Origin of the sequence: Altererythrobacter sp. Root672 (assembly GCF_001427865.1) — a bacterium.
In the GTDB taxonomy this organism is placed as follows: domain Bacteria; phylum Pseudomonadota; class Alphaproteobacteria; order Sphingomonadales; family Sphingomonadaceae; genus Croceibacterium_A.
In genome coordinates this window covers 271,597-288,416 of sequence record NZ_LMHH01000003.1, presented here as the reverse complement: position 1 = coordinate 288,416, position 16,820 = coordinate 271,597, and the positions used below count along the sequence as shown (strand labels likewise).

General features: G+C 64.3%; 9 protein-coding genes. 2 read left to right on the top strand and 7 right to left on the bottom strand.

Going from position 1 to position 16,820, the window contains the following annotated elements; translation table 11 throughout:
- The first annotated feature begins 75 nt into the window (after positions 1–75).
- Complete coding sequence (locus tag ASD76_RS15450) at positions 76–675, top strand: nuclear transport factor 2 family protein (protein WP_055925119.1); 600 nt, start codon at positions 76–78, stop codon at positions 673–675.
- 140 nt (positions 676–815) lie between these two features.
- On the opposite strand, the gene ASD76_RS15445 is transcribed toward ASD76_RS15450, so the two are convergent.
- From ASD76_RS15445 to ASD76_RS15435, 3 genes are all read right to left on the bottom strand, one after another.
- Complete coding sequence (locus tag ASD76_RS15445; protein ID WP_055925115.1) at positions 816–2,897, bottom strand: TonB-dependent receptor; 2,082 nt, start codon at positions 2,895–2,897, stop codon at positions 816–818.
- A gap of 105 nt (positions 2,898–3,002) precedes the next feature.
- Entirely contained in the window at positions 3,003–4,334 is a 1,332-nt protein-coding gene (locus ASD76_RS15440) for a glutamate--tRNA ligase (protein WP_055925112.1), read from the bottom strand.
- 45 nt (positions 4,335–4,379) lie between these two features.
- Complete coding sequence (locus ASD76_RS15435) at positions 4,380–5,492, bottom strand: NADH:flavin oxidoreductase (protein WP_055925109.1); 1,113 nt, start codon at positions 5,490–5,492, stop codon at positions 4,380–4,382.
- 216 nt (positions 5,493–5,708) lie between these two features.
- Between ASD76_RS15435 and ASD76_RS18785 the strand changes: the two genes are divergently transcribed.
- Positions 5,709–5,837, top strand: a complete 129-nt coding sequence (locus ASD76_RS18785; protein WP_268760342.1) for a hypothetical protein — start codon at positions 5,709–5,711, stop codon at positions 5,835–5,837.
- Between the two features lie 51 nt (positions 5,838–5,888).
- Here the strand turns inward: ASD76_RS18785 and ASD76_RS15430 are convergent, their stop codons facing one another.
- From ASD76_RS15430 to rpoB, 4 genes are all read right to left on the bottom strand, one after another.
- A complete protein-coding gene (locus tag ASD76_RS15430; RefSeq protein ID WP_055925105.1) occupies positions 5,889–6,602 on the bottom strand; it encodes a class I SAM-dependent methyltransferase in 714 nt (237 codons plus the stop codon).
- Positions 6,602–7,435 (bottom strand): hypothetical protein, encoded by an 834-nt coding sequence (locus ASD76_RS15425; RefSeq protein WP_055925102.1) that lies wholly within the window; start codon positions 7,433–7,435, stop codon positions 6,602–6,604. The genes ASD76_RS15430 and ASD76_RS15425 overlap by 1 nt, the downstream gene beginning before the upstream one ends.
- Positions 7,436–7,943: 508 nt before the next feature.
- A complete protein-coding gene (gene rpoC / locus ASD76_RS15420; protein WP_055925100.1) occupies positions 7,944–12,287 on the bottom strand; it encodes a DNA-directed RNA polymerase subunit beta' in 4,344 nt (1,447 codons plus the stop codon).
- 71 nt (positions 12,288–12,358) lie between these two features.
- Positions 12,359–16,537 (bottom strand): DNA-directed RNA polymerase subunit beta, encoded by a 4,179-nt coding sequence (gene rpoB, locus ASD76_RS15415; RefSeq protein ID WP_055925097.1) that lies wholly within the window; start codon positions 16,535–16,537, stop codon positions 12,359–12,361.
- Positions 16,538–16,820 lie beyond the last annotated feature (283 nt).

Below are 16,820 nucleotides of genomic sequence, written 5' to 3'. Positions count from 1 at the left end.
TGTCGAACCACCGTAGCGCTACGCCAGGGTCCTTCGACAAGCTCAGGACGAACGGGTTGGAATGAGAGGATTGCGATGACCGATCAGATCGCTGCGCTCACCGCGCGTATCGAGGGACTCGAAAAACGCGCCCAGGCGGCCGAGGACTATCGCGACCTCGTCAACCTCCAGGGCGCCTACGGCTACTTCGTCGACAAGGGGCTGTGGGACAAGGCGGCCGAGCTGTTCGCACGTGAAGGCTCGCTCGAGATCGCCGGGCGCGGCGTCTATGTCGGGCGCGAGCGGGTGCGCGAGTATCTCCATCGCCTGCCACCCTACGGCTACGGCGTGATCTACAACCACATGCAGCTGCAGCCGGTGCTGCACATCGACTGCGAGGCCGGCACCGCGAAGGGCCGTTGGCGCACGCTGATGATGGTCGGCGCGCTGGGCAAGGAAGGCCGCTGGGGCGAGGCGACCTACGAGAACAGCTATGTCCGCGAGGACGGAAAGTGGCGCATCGCCAGCCTGCACGGGATCGTCAACTTCTACTCCGAGTATGACGAAGGCTGGCATCGCGGCGGGGTGCCCCTGTTGCGCTCAGTCGAAGGCGCGCAGCCCGACCGGCCGCCGAGCTTCGAGTACGAGGCCTATCCCGAGCCGGTGATCGCGCCGTTTCATTACGACAAGGTGTAGATCCTCCTCGAGCTTGTCTCGGGGAGGGGGACCGTCCGCGAAGCGGATGGTGGAGGGGTGTTGCGTTCTTCCGCTTACCCCTCCGTCACGCGCCTACGGCACGCGCCACCTCCCCGAGACAAGCTCGGGGAGGATCTGAGTTAGAAACTCGTCTTCACGCTCAGCTTCACATTGCGCCCGGCGAGCGGGACGAAATCCTTGGTGAAGCTCGCATGCCGCCGCCCTTCGGCGTCGAACAGGTTGTTCGCCTGGAGCATGACGGTGACATTCTTGCCCCCGCGCAGGGGCTTCCAGGCGACCGACATGTTGACCTGCGCGAACCCATCGGTCGGCGTTTCGAGCGGCGAGATACGGTTCTGCGCATCGAACCACTGCACTTCCCCGCGGAAGTCCACCGGATCGGACTGCAGCTCTAGCGCAGCCAGTGCGCTCAGCGGAGGAATGCGCGGTACCGGCGAGCCATCCGCCAGGGTCGCCCGGACATAGTCGCCCTGCAAGTCGCCCACGGCCTTGAACGGCCCCACGTCGAACAGCGGGACACTGGCCTCCGCCTCTACGCCGAAGTGCTTCGCCCCCTGCTGCATCTGGGCATAGACTGGCAGCTCGTCGATCACGTCTCCGGTAGCCTGGAGATAGACAAAATCGTCGAACCACGACTGGTACACGCTTAGCCCCAGGTCCGCTCCACCTACCGCCGCGCGGGCATAGGCTTCCAGGCCCCAGGCGGTTTCCATCTTCAGGTCCGGATCGCCGATTTCGAACTGCTGCGTGGCGATGTGCGGGCCGTTGGCAAACAGCTCTTCGGCCGAGGGCGCTCTGGCCGCGCGCGAGCCGTTGAGGCCTATGCGCACGTCCGGGGCCACGTTCCAGGCCAGGCCCAGCGCGCCGGAAAAGCCGTCGAAGCTGCGATCGAGGCCAAGGGTTTCGGTCTTGATCCCGGTGTGCTCGAAGCGTCCTCCGAACTCGACTTCAAACGGATCGAGGTCGAGTTCCTGCAAGGTGAAGGCAGCAAGACTCTCGGTCGTGTTGGGCGGCACGAAGGCTTCGTCTCCGACCGCCGAGAAGTCGCGGAACATGTATTGCCCGCCGAACGAGCCGCGCCAGCCACCCTGTTCGCGCTGGATCAACTCGACCCGGCCTTCAACGCCCTTGACCGCGAAGGTAGTGCCGGTTTCATCGCCCTCGAGCTCAACGTGCGTGTAGTCCGAATAGCCCCAGCGGGTCTTGACCTGTTCGAAGAAGCCGCCGCCAAGATCGACCGATCCGCGCAAATCCGCGCGCCATTGCTTGAGGTCGATCGAGACCGCTCCCTCTTCGTCCGCGTGCGCGCCCGGTCGGATCGGAACGCCATACTGGGTGTCGTAATAGCCCACCGAAACGCCAAGGCTGGCGCCGCTGCCGATCCAGGCGAGGCCTGAGCCGAGCGAGAGTGTCTCGGTCGCGCTCGAAGGCAGCACGTCGCGCTGGTTGGCCTGGGCGATCAGTGTGTCGGCATGATCCGGGTCGGCAGCGGCTTCTTCGAGCAATTCCTGGCGTAAGGAGTCGGTGAGCACGAACCCGGGAATCTTGACGTCGTCGGTCTTCCGCCACGATCCATCAACGTGAAACACCATCTCGCTCGACAGCGGAACGTCAGCCGAAGCACCGCCCTCACGCAGATCGTAGGCAGTGTCGGCGCCAACCAGCGCATCGATGTGGATGGACTCGTTCGGCACCTTCTGTGGGATGCGCTTGTCGATCACGTTAACCGCGCCGCCGATGGCCGAGCTGCCGTAGAGCAGCACCGCCGGCCCGCGCAACACTTCGACCTTGTCGGCGGTCAGCGGATCGATCGTCACCGCGTGGTCGGCCGAAGTGTTCGAAGCGTCGATCGAGCCGATCCCGTCAACCAGCACGCGCACCCGATCCCCCTGGAAACCGCGCAGCACCGGGCGCGAGGCACCGGGCGAGAAGCTGGTGGCGGAGACGCCGGGAATCTGGGTCAGCACTTCACCGATCTGTCCGCTGAGGTTCCGCTGCAGGTCCACGCCGTCCATCACCGAAGTCCCGGCGAGCATGTCGAGCCGGTTTAGGCCCCCCGCGGTGACGACGATCACGTCCTCGTGAAAATCGTCGGCGCTACTGGAAGCGGCCGACGCGTCGGCGGGCGCGTCCTGGGCCAGGGCCGGCGCTGAAAGCGCAAGCGAGGTCCCGGCGAAGAGCGCGAGGCGATATGCATTCATGTGAGAGGGACCCTGTTATATGGTATGTGATACTATCACATTAGCCGCTAACGGCGGGCTCTCATCCGGGCAAGCGCTTTTTCGATGAGTTGCGCTGGGGGAGCGTCAGGCGGTGGAGTGGCGGGACAGGCGCGCACGGGCCTCGTCCTCACCGATCAACGGCAACAGGGTATGCATGTCTGGACCGTGATCGCGCCCGGTCAGGGCCTGGCGCAGCGGCAGGAACAGGGCTTTGCCCTTGCGCCCGGTGGCTTCCTTGAGGACGCCGGTCAGGCCTCCCCACGGATCGTCGCTCCACGTCAGCAGCCGGGCCGCCTCGCCGAGAAAAGCGCGAGTCTCGGCATCGAACTCAGGGGCGTCGATGGGCCCGGTGACGACGCTCCACCAGTCGGCCGCATCCTCCACCTTCTCGAGGTTGGGGCGGATCGCTTCCCAGGCAGCGGCGCCCATGCCCTCAGGCAGGCGCTGCGCCACGTGGTCATAGGGGAACTGGTGCACGATGGCGGTGTTGAGCCGGGCCAGCTCGGTCTCGTCGAACCGGGCCGGCGCGCGGCCGAAGTGTGCAAGGTCGAAACTCTCGACCAGCGCCGCACGGTCGGCGATCGGCTCGACCGGCTGCGAGGTGCCGATGCGGGCGAGCAGGGCGACGATCGCCTCGGGCTCGATGCCGGTATCGCGGAAGGCATCGCAGCCGAGCGAGCCGAGCCGCTTCGAGAGCTTGCCCTCGCTGCCCACCAGCAGAGCCTCGTGTGCGAAGCGTGGCGGCTCGGCGTCGAGCGCGGTGAACATCTGGATCTGCACCGCGGTGTTGGGCACGTGGTCCTCGCCGCGCAGAACGTCGGTCACGCCCATCTCGATGTCGTCGACAGCGCTCGGCATCATGTAGAGCCACGAACCGTCAGCCCGCCTCACGACCGGGTCGGACAACTGCGCCGCCTCGAAGTGCTGCGGTCCGCGAATGCCGTCGAGCCATTCGATCGGCGTGTCGTGGTCGAGCTTGAAGCGCCAGTGCGGGGCCACGCCTTCCGCCTCCTTGGCGGCTCGCTCGGCGTCAGTCAGCGAGAGCGCCGCGCGGTCGTAGATCGGTGGCAGTCCGCGCCCCAGCGCGACCTTGCGCTTGAGCTCCAGTTCCTGTGCCGTCTCGTAAGCGGGGTAGACCCGCCCCGTCGCCTTCAGCTTGTCAAATGCGACCTCGTAATGCGCCAGCCGGGCCGACTGCCGTTCCTCGCCATCGGGCTCCAGCCCGAGCCAGGCGAGATCCGTACGGAGCGCCTCGACGAAGCGCTCTTCGCTGCGTGCGGCGTCGGTATCGTCGATCCGCAGCAGGAACCGCCCGCCGGCCTTGCGCGCCAGCATCCAGTTGTGGAGCGCCGTGCGCAAGTTGCCGACGTGGAGCCGGCCGGTGGGCGACGGGGCGAAACGGGTGGTTGCAACCATGTTTCGCCCCATAAGCGATTTCACGCCGGGGGGAAGCTTCGGCGCTTAGGCGAGCACCGACAGAGTACCCGGATCGAAGTCCCGGATGTCGTCGTGGCGGGCTTCGCGGACCTTCTCGACCCAGTGCGGATCGGACAGCAACGCGCGACCGACCGCGATGAGGTCGAACTCACCTCGCTCCATCCGCGTGACCAGCCCCTCGAGACCGGAGGACTGCGCTTCGCCACCCTGGAAGGTGGAGATGAAGTCCGAGTTGAGGCCGACCGATCCGACGCTGATGGTTGGCGCGCCGGTGACCTTCTTGGCCCAGCCGGCGAAGTTCAGGCCCTGCTCGCCGTCGATCTCGGGGAACTCCGGCTCCCAGAAGCGGCGTTGCGAACAATGCAGGACGTCGACACCCGCGGCCACCAGGGGACCGAGCCACTGCTCCAAGGCCTCCGGCGTTTCCGCCAGGCGGGCTGCGTAGTCCTGCTGCTTCCATTGGCTGACGCGCAGGAGGATCGGATAGTCCGGCCCGACCGCCTCACGCATCGCGGCCACGATCTCGGCAGCGAAGCGCGAGCGCTCGGCGATTGTCGCGCCGCCGTAGCGATCGTCGCGGTGATTGGTGCCGGACCAGAAGAACTGATCAATCAGGTAACCGTGCGCCCCGTGGATCTCGAGCGTGTCGAAGCCGAGCGCCTTGGCGTCGGTGGCGGCGCGGGCGAAGGCGGCAACGGTGTCGGCAATCGCCTCTTCGGTCATCGGCTCGCCAGCCGGCTTGCCCGGGGCGTCGAGGCCCGAGGGCGTATCGAGCGGGCCGCGTTCGAACCCTGCGTCGGAGGAAGGCACCCCGCCGGTGTGCCAGATCTGCGGGCCCATCTTGCCGCCCGCTTCATGCACTCCCTCGATCACGCCGCGCCAGCCGCCGAGCGGGGCGTCGCCGTGGAAGAATGGAATGGCCGCCATATTGCGCGAGGCGGGCCGGGCAATGACCGTGCCCTCGGACAGGATCAGGCCCACGCCGCCTTCGGCACGGCGGCGGTAGTAGTCGGCATTGGGCCGGGCCGGCACGCCCTCGGGCGCCATGTTGCGCGTCATAGGGGCCATGACGATGCGATTGGGCAAGGTCAGCTTGGGCGAACTGAACGGCTGGAAGAGGACGGAGGTGTCGGTCATGCAGGAAGCTCCGGAAAAGGTCTGGGCCTGTATCTGGGGGTGACGACGCCCGCATCAACCCGTCTTTCAGGGGGACAAAGAAAAGCAGCGCGTAAGAACTGCAAGTGACCTCTCTCGATCGAGCCCAGGCCACAGCAGTGTTTGTTTTCATTGGAGTGACGGTTCTGCCAACCACCCTGTTGACCGGTGAATTCCAATCTTGCAGTGGCCCGCGCTATGTCAAAGGAAGAACAGCGCCGGCGGCAAGTGGTCCGCGAACAGAAGAAGGTGATCACCGCAAAGGTGGGAATCGTGCTCGTAGCGGCAGGGAGCTTGGCCGCGTGGGCCGTGATGTTGTTTGACTGACGGGGTTAGCGTCTGGGGGCTCTACAGCGGGAGCAGCAAAGGCCCAACCGCCTAGGACGCTTCCTTGGTCAGGCGATAGAGGTAAAAATCGGTCCCGTCGCGCCCGTGTTCGACGAGCTGCATGGAATCGATATTGAGCCTCAGCCTGCTGAAAGTCTGCAGGACTACTTCCTTCTCGTGCTGGTTCGTCCGGGGTGCCTTCGGTTTCCCGAATCTGCGCAGATCTTTGAGCAATCGCCTGAAGCCGAGCAGATATCGCAGCACGAACCGGCGCAAGCCGTTCGGCCCGTGGAGCAGCAAGTCGCGCGTGGGAACGTTGTGGCGGATGCTCACGATCAAATAGCGCTTCGACACACGGCGGAGTTCGCGCAGTGCCTCTTCAAGGCCACCGGCATCCACCCAATTGAGGAAACGGATACTGAGGACGCAGTCATACTGGTCGTCGGTACCGGGGATGTTGCGAATGTCGGCAAGCTCCAGCGAACAGTCCAGCCCGTCCAGCTCGCTTAGCTTGTGGCGTGCAGCGCTCAACATGTCGGGCGAAATGTCGCGCCCCGCCACCTTGAAGCCGCGCTCCTGGTAGAGCTCGAGAAACCGCCCGGTCCCGACCGGTACGTCGAGGACCGAGGCGCCGGCCGGCAGAACGCGCAAGAGTTCGCGAACCGTCTCGTCCTCCGTCAGCCATTTCGTAGTCGGCGCACGGCGGGCATCGTAGCCTGCAGCCGCTTCGCCCGTGTACGCAGTGCTCAATGCTTGAAAATCCATCAGCCGGCCTCCTGCCAAGCAACCCTGTTCCGCAACAACTCGGCGACCCGCTCGGTTGATTCCGACAGCGGCGCCTCCCCGTCCACCTCGAACACAGGAACGCCACGGCGCCGCAGCAGCTCAGTGGCGAGAGCGAAGGTCTCAGCAGCCTGCACTGAAGCGGCATGGAGTTCGCTATCGCTAAGGCCCACATGAGCGTGGATCCTGCGCCCCCTGGTCCGGAGACGGTCCACGATGACATCGGGCGAAGCCGTGACCACGACGACCGCGCCGGGCTTGGGTACCGAGGAGAAGTACGCTTCCCGCGACTGTGGCGCGCTCACCCATCCCTTCTGGACCAGACCGTCTGGTTGCAGCACCTGCACGTTACCGGGCAGCCGGGTCCAGAGATGCAGGTCGCGTAGTTCGTCCAACATGATCGGCAACCTGGAGAACCGGGCAAGGGGATCGCCGAAGCCAGTCTGCGCCAGTTCGCTGCAACATTCGAGGAACGCCCCCTGGAGCTGCAGGGCTTGGCGCAATGTGTCCTCCGACGAGGCCACGGCCAACCGCCGGGCATAGAACTCCCCAACACGCGGCAATTGAAACACGGCGCGATAGGCGGGGCGGCGCAGCGGGCTTACCTTACCCAGGCTTGCCTTCGCTGCCAGGAATCGGCCCTCCTGCGCCGTGCGATAGATGCTCTGGCTTCCCAGGCGATCGCGGACGGCATGATAGATCGCCGACTTCCCCACCCCTGGAGGACCAACAAACTCGACTTGCCGTTCGGCTCCGGGGAAGGCCGGAACGTCGGTTGCCGAGGGAGTCACTGCAATCGGGGTGAGCAGGTTCATCGTGTTCACATCCTCAGCGCCGCAGGTTTAGCCGTAGTGGGTTCACTCTTTCGTTCGTGCCGTTGGAACACAGGGCCGCGACCACGCAGTCGCGACGGGCCACGGCGTTACTCGACGCCGAGGAATAGGCCGCAGTTGATGGACACGGCCCTGTGTCGGTCTTTTATGAAGTCTTGGTCATGCGCATCGTATTGCCTCTTGTAGAGGGAACACGACGCCGAGCGTGGTCGCCTGGGCATCGCGCGCTTTAGCCGTTGGTAACGCGGAGCAAGCTGCTTCCCGGTCAAAAGCCGCGGATCCCTGGGCGAGTCTATTTCGTAAGGACGGGATCAACTTCTTACATTCTCAAGTTATTCAGTTGAGAATGTAAGTCAAGCGTTTGTGTCACGTCTTTGCAATTTGTTTCATCTGCATGACGGGCAACTGCGAGCAGGTGCCTACCCCCGCACAAAGAAAAGGCCCCGCCGGATCGCTCCGGCGGGGCCTTTCTTTAAGCGCGAGCTAGAGCTCACTCCTCTTCGGGAGCGCCCTCTTCCACGACTTCTTCACTGGCCTCGGGCGCTTCGAGCGTCTCGTCGCTCTGGACCAGGTACTCGCCCGCATCGGCGTCGGTGCCGTGGGTTTCGCCCTCGACCTCAGCCAACGGATCGCCACCCAGCGCTGCTTCCGGGCCCTGCTCGAGCTCGGCTGCGTGCTCCTCTTCGGCCGTGTTGGCCATGATGAGGTGCTCTTGCGCCTTCTTCCACGAAGCGCGGATCGCGGCGTCGCGGCTGTTGGCGGTCACGCGCAGACGGTTCATGCCCGCGCCGGTACCGGCGGGGATGAGACGGCCGACGATCACGTTTTCCTTCAGACCGATGAGGGTGTCCTTCTTACCCTCGACCGCGGCCTGGGTGAGCACGCGGGTGGTCTCCTGGAACGAAGCCGCCGAGATGAACGACCGCGTCTGCAGGCTCGCCTTGGTGATGCCGAGCAGCACCGGGGTGCCGACCGCGGGCTGCTTGCCCTTGGCCAGTCCGGCGTTGATCTGGTGCATCTCTTCGGCGTCGAGCTGTTCGCCCGGCAGCAGCGTGGTGTCGCCGCCGTCGGTGATCTCGACCTTCTGCAGCATCTGGCGAACGATCACCTCGATGTGCTTGTCGTTGATCTTCACGCCCTGCAGTCGATAGACTTCCTGGATTTCCGCGACGAGGTACTCGGCCAGAGCCTCGACCCCCATCACTTCCAGAATGTCATGCGGATTCGGGCTACCCGAAATCAGCGTGTCGCCCTTCTTGACGAAGTCGCCTTCCTGGACGTCGATGATCTTGGTCTTCGGCACCAGGTACTCGACCGAATCGCCCTCTTCCGGAACGATCGCGATCTTGCGCTTGGCCTTGTAATCCCGAACGAACTCGATCCGGCCGCTGATCTTGGCGATGGTCGCAACGTCCTTCGGCATACGCGCCTCGAACAGTTCGGCCACACGCGGCAGACCACCGGTGATGTCGCGGGTCTTGGCAGCTTCTCGCGAAGCACGGGCGAGAATGTCACCCGCCTCGACCTGCTGGCCATCGTCGACCGACAGCGCCGTGCCCGGGGCGAGCATGTAGCGCGCCGCCTCGGTTTCGCCGCCGCCTTCGCCGAGCAGGGTCAGACGCGGACGGAGGTCTTCCTTCTTCGACCGGCCAGTGGCGCGGTATTCGGTGACCACGCGCTGGGCGATGCCGGTGGCTTCGTCCAGGCGCTCTTCCATCGTCTTGCCTTCGGCCAGGTCCTGGTAGCGGACGATACCCGACTGCTCGGTGATGATCGGCAGGGTGAACGGATCCCACTCGGCGAGCCGCTGCCCTTCCTTCACCTTCGCGCCGTCTTCGAACATCAGCACGGTACCGTAAGGCACGCGGTGGATCGCGCGTTCACGGCCCTCGCTGTCGATGACGACCATCTCGCCGCTGCGAGCCAGCGACAGACGGCGGCCGCGCTTGTCGACGATCGTCGGCATGTCACGGTACGCGACCGTGCCTTCCGAGATCGACTCCAGGTGGCTGGTTTCGTTGACCTGCGCCGCACCACCGATGTGGAAGGTACGCATGGTCAGCTGGGTGCCCGGCTCACCGATCGACTGCGCGGCGATAACGCCGACAGCCTCACCGATGTTGACCGGAGTACCGCGAGCCAGGTCACGGCCGTAGCACTTGCCGCAGACGCCCTGTTCCGCTTCGCAGACAAGCGGCGAACGGATCTTGGCCGACTGCACTTCGGCTTCCTCGATCGACTTGACCATCGGTTCGTCGAGCAGGGTGCCCGACTTCACGATGACTTCGCCGGTCTTGGCGTTGACCAGGTCCTCGGCCGTGGTGCGGCCCAGGATACGCTCGCCAAGCGAAGCGATGACCGAACCGCCCTGAACGATGGCGCGCATTTCCAGCGCGTTCTCGGTCTTGCAGTCCTCTTCGACGATCACGCAGTCCTGCGACACGTCGACCAGGCGGCGCGTCAGGTAACCCGAGTTCGCGGTCTTCAACGCGGTGTCCGCGAGGCCCTTACGGGCGCCGTGGGTCGAGTTGAAGTATTCGAGAACGGTCAGGCCTTCCTTGAAGTTCGAGATGATCGGCGTTTCGATGATCTCGCCCGACGGCTTGGCCATGAGGCCGCGCATACCGGCCAGCTGCTTCATCTGCGCCGGCGAACCACGGGCACCGGAGTGGCTCATCATGTAGATCGAGTTGATCTGCTTCTGACGGCCGTCCTCGTCGATCGGCGCCGCGCGGATCTCGTCCATCATGGCGTTCGCCACCTGGTCGCCGCAACGGCTCCAGGCGTCGATCACCTTGTTGTACTTTTCCTGCTGGGTGATGAAGCCGTCCTGGTACTGCTGCTCGTAATCGGCAACCAGCGCCTTGGTCTGGTCGACCAGCTCGGTCTTGCTGTCCGGGATGATCATGTCGTCCTTGCCGAACGAGATGCCGGCCTTGAACGCGTGACGGAAGCCCAGCGCCATGATGGCGTCGGCGAACAGCACCGTGTCCTTCTGGCCGGTGTGACGATAGACCTCGTCGATAACGTCGCCGATGTCCTTCTTGGTCAGCAGGCGGTTGACGACGTCGAAGGGCACCTTGTGGCTCTTCGGCAGGCATTCGCCAATCAGCATGCGGCCCGGCGTGGTTTCGTAGCGGACCATGCGCTCGACACCGTCTTCGCCCGTTTGCGGGACGCGGCTGGTGATCTTCGAGTGCAGGGTGACCGCACCGACGTGCAGCGCCTGGTGCACTTCGGCGATGTCGGCCAGGATCTTGCCTGCGCCCGGTTCGCCTTCGCGGTCCATCGACAGGTAGTACAGACCCAGGACCATGTCCTGCGAAGGAACGATGATCGGCTTGCCGTTCGCGGGGCTGAGGATGTTGTTGGTCGACATCATCAGCACGCGCGCTTCCAACTGGGCCTCGAGGCTCAGCGGAACGTGGACGGCCATCTGGTCACCGTCGAAGTCGGCGTTGAAGGCCGAGCAGACCAGCGGGTGCAGCTGGATCGCCTTGCCTTCGATCAGGACCGGCTCGAACGCCTGGATGCCAAGACGGTGAAGCGTCGGGGCGCGGTTCAGGAGGACCGGGTGCTCGCGAATGACTTCGTCGAGGATGTCCCAGACTTCCTTGCGTTCCTTCTCGACCCACTTCTTCGCCTGCTTGAGGGTCATCGAGAGACCCTTGGCGTCGAGGCGGGCGTAGATGAACGGCTTGAACAGCTCGAGCGCCATCTTCTTCGGCAGGCCGCACTGGTGCAGCTTGAGCTCCGGACCGGTCACGATGACCGAACGGCCCGAATAGTCGACGCGCTTGCCGAGCAGGTTCTGACGGAAGCGGCCCTGCTTGCCCTTGAGCATGTCGGACAGCGACTTCAGCGGACGCTTGTTGGCGCCGGTGATCACGCGGCCGCGGCGGCCGTTGTCGAACAGCGCGTCAACGGCTTCCTGCAGCATGCGCTTTTCGTTGCGGACGATGATGTCCGGCGCCCGCAGCTCCATCAGGCGCTTGAGGCGGTTGTTACGGTTGATCACGCGACGGTAGAGGTCGTTGAGATCCGAGGTCGCGAAGCGGCCGCCGTCCAGCGGAACCAGCGGGCGCAGTTCCGGCGGAATGACCGGCACGACGTCGAGGATCATCCATTCCGGGCGGTTGCCGGAATCGATGAAGCTTTCCACGACCTTGAGGCGCTTGATGATCTTCTTCGGCTTGAGCGTCGACTTGGTCTCGGCCAGCTCCTTGAGCAGGTCTTCCTTTTCCTGGGCCAGGTCGAGGTCGATCAGCATCTGCTTGACCGCTTCCGCGCCGATGCCGGCGGTGAAGGCGTCTTCGCCGTACTCATCCTGCGCGTCGAGCAGTTCGTCCTCGGTGAGGAGCTGATACTTCTCGAGCGGGGTCAGGCCGGGCTCGGTGACGATGTAGCTCTCGAAGTAGAGCACGCGCTCCAGCTGCTTGAGCTGCATGTCGAGCAGCAGGCCGATGCGCGACGGCAGCGACTTGAGGAACCAGATGTGCGCGACGGGAGCGGCGAGCTCGATGTGGCCCATGCGCTCGCGACGGACCTTGGTCACGGTCACTTCGACGCCGCACTTTTCGCAGACGACGCCCTTGTACTTCATGCGCTTGTACTTGCCGCACAGGCACTCGTAGTCCTTCACCGGTCCGAAGATGCGCGCGCAGAACAGGCCGTCACGTTCCGGCTTGAACGTGCGGTAGTTGATGGTTTCCGGCTTCTTGATCTCGCCGAACGACCACGAACGGATGCGCTCCGGAGAGGCAATGCCGATCTGGATCTGGTCGAAGGTTTCGGGCTTCGCGATCTGGTTGGTGAATTTGGTCAGTTCGTTCATGTTTCAATTCCCTTGCGGGTGAATTCCTGGGGCGGTTGGGAGGGCGGCCGTTTTGGCCGCCCCGATCCCGACTATTCCGCCGCCTCCGGCCACTGGTCTTCGTCATCGCCATCGGTCAGCGACGACAATTCGACGTTGAGGCCCAGCGAACGCATTTCCTTCACGAGCACGTTGAAGCTCTCCGGAATACCGGCCTCGAAGGTGTCGTCACCCTTGACGATCGCTTCGTAGACTTTGGTACGGCCGACCACGTCGTCCGACTTCACGGTGAGCATTTCCTGCAGCGTGTAGGCGGCGCCGTAGGCCTGGAGCGCCCAGACCTCCATTTCACCGAAGCGCTGGCCGCCGAACTGCGCCTTACCGCCCAGCGGCTGCTGGGTGACGAGCGAGTACGGTCCGATCGAACGGGCGTGGATCTTGTCGTCGACCAAGTGGTGGAGCTTGAGCATGTAGATGATGCCCACGGTCACCTTGCGGTCGAACGCCTCGCCGGAACGACCATCGTAGAGGGTCGACTGGCCGGAGGTATTCAGCCCGGCCTTCGCCAGCATCGCCGAAACATCCGCCTCGCGCGCGCCGTCGAACACCGGAGTGCCCATCGGAACGCCCGTCTTCAGGTTGCCCGACAGTTCCACGATTTCGGCAGTCGTCCGCGAGTCGATGTCCGCGTGGTACTGCTCGCCGTAGATGTCCTTCAGCTTCTCGACCACGGCAGCCGGCGGAGCCGATGCCTCTGGGTTCGGGTTGGCCAGACGCCATTCCTCCAGCGCCTCGGCGACCTGGTGGCCCAGAGCGCGTGCGGCAAAGCCGAGGTGGGTCTCGAAGATCTGTCCGACGTTCATGCGCGAAGGCACGCCCAGCGGGTTGAGCACCAGGTCGACCGGGGTGCCGTCTTCCATGAACGGCATGTCCTCGACCGGCAGAATGCGGCTGATGACACCCTTGTTGCCGTGACGGCCGGCCATCTTGTCGCCCGGCTGCAGCTTGCGCTTCACCGCGACGAAGACCTTGACCATCTTGAGCACGCCCGGAGCCAGTTCGTCGCCCCGCTCGAGCTTCTCCTTGCGGTCTTCGAACTTGTCCTTGATGCGCTTCACGGCCTCGTCATACTGGCCCTTGACCGCTTCAAGCTGCGACTGGACGCCATCGTCGGCCACCGCGAACTTGAACCAGTCGTGGCGGTCGACCGAGTCCAGCGTTTCGCTGTCGATCTTCGCACCCTTCTTGAGACCCTTCGGCGCGGCCGCAGAGACCTGGCCTTCGAGCATCTCGCGCAGGCGGTTGTAGGTCGCGCGGTTGAGGATGTTGCGCTCGTCCTCGCTATCCTTCTTGAGGCGTTCGATTTCCTCGTTCTGGATGGCGCGGGTACGATCGTCGATCTCGATGCCGTGACGGTTGAACACGCGCACTTCGACGACCGTGCCGGCAACGCCCGGCGGCAGCTTGAGCGAAGTGTCGCGAACGTCCGAAGCCTTCTCGCCGAAGATCGCGCGGAGGAGCTTTTCTTCCGGCGTCATCGGGCTTTCACCCTTCGGCGTGATCTTGCCGACCAGGATATCGCCCGGGTGCACTTCGGCGCCGATGTAGACGATGCCCGCTTCGTCGAGGTTGCGCAGGGCTTCCTCGCCGACGTTCGGGATGTCGCGGGTGATGTCTTCCGGCCCGAGCTTGGTGTCGCGAGCCATGACCTCGAACTCCTCGATGTGGATCGAGGTGAACACGTCATCCTTCACGATCCGCTCGGAGATCAGGATCGAGTCTTCGTAGTTGTAGCCATTCCACGGCATGAACGCGACGAGGCTGTTCCGGCCGAGCGCCAGCTCGCCGAGGTCGGTCGAAGGACCGTCGGCAATGATGTCGCCCTGTTCGACCACGTCACCGACCTTCACCAGCGGACGCTGGTTGATGCAGGTGTTCTGGTTCGAACGCTGGAACTTCTGCAGGTTGTAGATGTCGACGCCCGGGTTGCCGGCATCGACGTCGCCGCTGGCGCGGATGACGATACGGGTCGCGTCGACCTGGTCGATCACCCCCGAACGGGTGGCGGCAATCGCCGCACCCGAGTCACGCGCCACGGTCTCTTCCATGCCGGTGCCGACGAACGGCGCTTCGGCCTTCAGAAGCGGCACGGCCTGGCGCTGCATGTTCGAGCCCATCAGCGCGCGGTTGGCGTCGTCGTTCTCAAGGAACGGGATCAGCGATGCCGCGACCGAGACCAGCTGCTTCGGCGAAACGTCCATCAGGGTGACGGTTTCGTTCGGAGCCATCACGAACTCGCCGTTCTGGCGGGCCGAGACCAGGTCTTCGATGAAGTGCTTCTTGTCGTCGAGATCGGCCGAAGCCTGCGCGACGGTGTGCTTCTGCTCTTCCATCGCCGAGAGGTAAGTCACCTCGCCGGTGACGGTCCCGTCGATCACGGTCCGGTACGGGGTTTCGATGAAGCCGTACTTGTTGACGCGGGCGAAGGTCGAGAGCGAGTTGATCAGACCGATGTTCGGGCCTTCCGGCGTTTCAATCGGGCAGATACGGCCATAGTGCGTCGGGTGAACGTCGCGGACTTCGAAGCCTGCGCGCTCACGGGTAAGACCACCCGGCCCGAGCGCCGAAACGCGGCGCTTGTGGGTGACTTCCGACAGCGGGTTGGTCTGGTCCATGAACTGCGAGAGCTGGCTCGAACCGAAGAACTCGCGCACCGCGGCAACCGCGGGCTTGGCGTTGATCAGGTCGTTCGGCATCACGGTCGACACGTCGACCGAGCTCATGCGCTCCTTCACGGCGCGCTCCATGCGGAGCAGGCCGACGCGGTACTGGTTCTCCAGCAGTTCGCCCACCGAGCGGACGCGACGGTTGCCGAGGTTGTCGATGTCGTCGACCTCGCCCTTGCCGTCCTTGAGGTTCACCAGTTCCTTGACCACGGCAAGGATGTCTTCCTTGCGCAGGGTGGTCACGGTGTCTTCGGCGTCGAGGCCGAGGCGCATGTTGAGCTTCACGCGGCCGACGGCCGAGAGATCATAGCGCTCCGGATCGAAGAACAAGCCTTCGAACAGGGCTTCGGCGGTTTCCTTCGTCGGCGGCTCGCCCGGGCGCATGACCTTGTAGATCGCCTCGAGGCCTTCTTCGCGGTTTTCCGCCTTGTCGGCCTGCAGGGTGTTGCGCATCCAGGCGCCGGTGGTGACGTGGTCGATGTCGAGCAGCAGCAGCTGGTCGATGCCGGCCTTGTCGATCTTCTCGAGGTTCTCGGGCGAAACTTCCTCGCCCGCTTCGATGTAGATGCGGCCGGTGCTCTCGTCGATCAGGTCCTTGGCCGAATAGCGGCCGAAGACTTCCTCGGTCGGGATCAGAAGGGTCTCGAGGCCGTCCTTGGCCGCCTTGTTGGCAGCGCGCGGGCTGACCTTCTGGTTGGCGGGGAACACTTCCTCGCCGGTCTTGGCGTCGACTAGGGGGAAGCCCGGCTTGGCGTTACGCCATTGCTCCGGAGCGAAGGGGATTTCCCAACCGTTGGCGCCGCGCTTCCAGGTGATCGCGTCGTAGAAGTAGTCGAGCACCTGCTCGCTATCGAGGCCGAGGCCGAACAGCAGCGCGGTGACCGGCAGCTTGCGCTTGCGGTCGATACGGACGTTGACGATGTCCTTGGCGTCGAATTCGAAGTCGAGCCACGAACCGCGGTAAGGAATCACGCGGGCGGCGAACAGGAACTTGCCCGAAGAGTGGGTCTTGCCGCGGTCATGGTCGAACAGCACACCCGGCGAACGGTGCATCTGCGACACGATCACGCGCTCGGTGCCATTGATGATGAAGGTGCCGTTCTCGGTCATGAGCGGCATGTCGCCCATGTAGACGTCCTGCTCCTTGATATCGAGGACCGAGCGAGTCTCGGTCTCGGCGTCGACCTCGAACACGATCAGGCGCAGCGTGACCTTCATCGGGGCGGCATAAGTGATGCCGCGCTGACGGCACTCGGTGGTGTCGTACTTGGGGTCTTCCAGCTCGTAGTGGACGAAGTCGAGCTCGGCAGTGCCGGCGAAGTCGCGGATCGGGAATACCGAACGCAAGGTCTTCTCGAGGCCCGAGACGTAGCCGGTGCTCTTGTCGGAGCGCAGGAACTGCTCGTAGCTTTCGCGCTGAACCTCGATCAGGTTCGGCATCTGCACCACTTCGTGGATGTCGCCGAAGATCTTGCGGATGCGCTTCTTCTTGCTCGGGACGGTCGCAACGGACGCGGCGCCGGTGGCCTCTGACTTCTTCGCCATGGAGGGAGTTGCCTCTTCGCTATGCTTCGCCGGAATTGGTCCGGCGTGAATTTCTTGCCCTGTGCGGGGCGGCTCCACCGAAACGCCGAAAGAGCCGCAGGCACACCGCTCCCCATCCGGGACCGGAGCTGCAGCATTGGCGACGAATCGAGCGGATTACCCGACGCTTCCTTCCGTGGAAGACCCCCGCACATGGGCCCGCCTTGCTCGAAGCTGTCGAATGGAGGGCGGATATAGGAGCGGGGTGGCCCCAAGTCAAACGCCCGACAGCAACGAATCGGCC

What these genes read in the sequence shown, in the direction of transcription:
- ASD76_RS15450 (WP_055925119.1), top strand. Translation starts at nt 76, where the DNA reads ATGACCGATCAGATCGCTGCGCTCACCGCGCGTATCGAGGGACTCGAA.
- ASD76_RS15445 (WP_055925115.1), bottom strand. Translation starts at nt 2,897, where the DNA reads ATGAATGCATATCGCCTCGCGCTCTTCGCCGGGACCTCGCTTGCGCTT.
- ASD76_RS15440 (WP_055925112.1), bottom strand. Translation starts at nt 4,334, where the DNA reads ATGGTTGCAACCACCCGTTTCGCCCCGTCGCCCACCGGCCGGCTCCAC.
- ASD76_RS15435 (WP_055925109.1), bottom strand. Translation starts at nt 5,492, where the DNA reads ATGACCGACACCTCCGTCCTCTTCCAGCCGTTCAGTTCGCCCAAGCTG.
- ASD76_RS18785 (WP_268760342.1), top strand. Translation starts at nt 5,709, where the DNA reads ATGTCAAAGGAAGAACAGCGCCGGCGGCAAGTGGTCCGCGAACAGAAG.
- ASD76_RS15430 (WP_055925105.1), bottom strand. Translation starts at nt 6,602, where the DNA reads ATGGATTTTCAAGCATTGAGCACTGCGTACACGGGCGAAGCGGCTGCA.
- ASD76_RS15425 (WP_055925102.1), bottom strand. Translation starts at nt 7,435, where the DNA reads ATGAACCTGCTCACCCCGATTGCAGTGACTCCCTCGGCAACCGACGTT.
- rpoC (WP_055925100.1), bottom strand. Translation starts at nt 12,287, where the DNA reads ATGAACGAACTGACCAAATTCACCAACCAGATCGCGAAGCCCGAAACC.
- rpoB (WP_055925097.1), bottom strand. Translation starts at nt 16,537, where the DNA reads ATGGCGAAGAAGTCAGAGGCCACCGGCGCCGCGTCCGTTGCGACCGTC.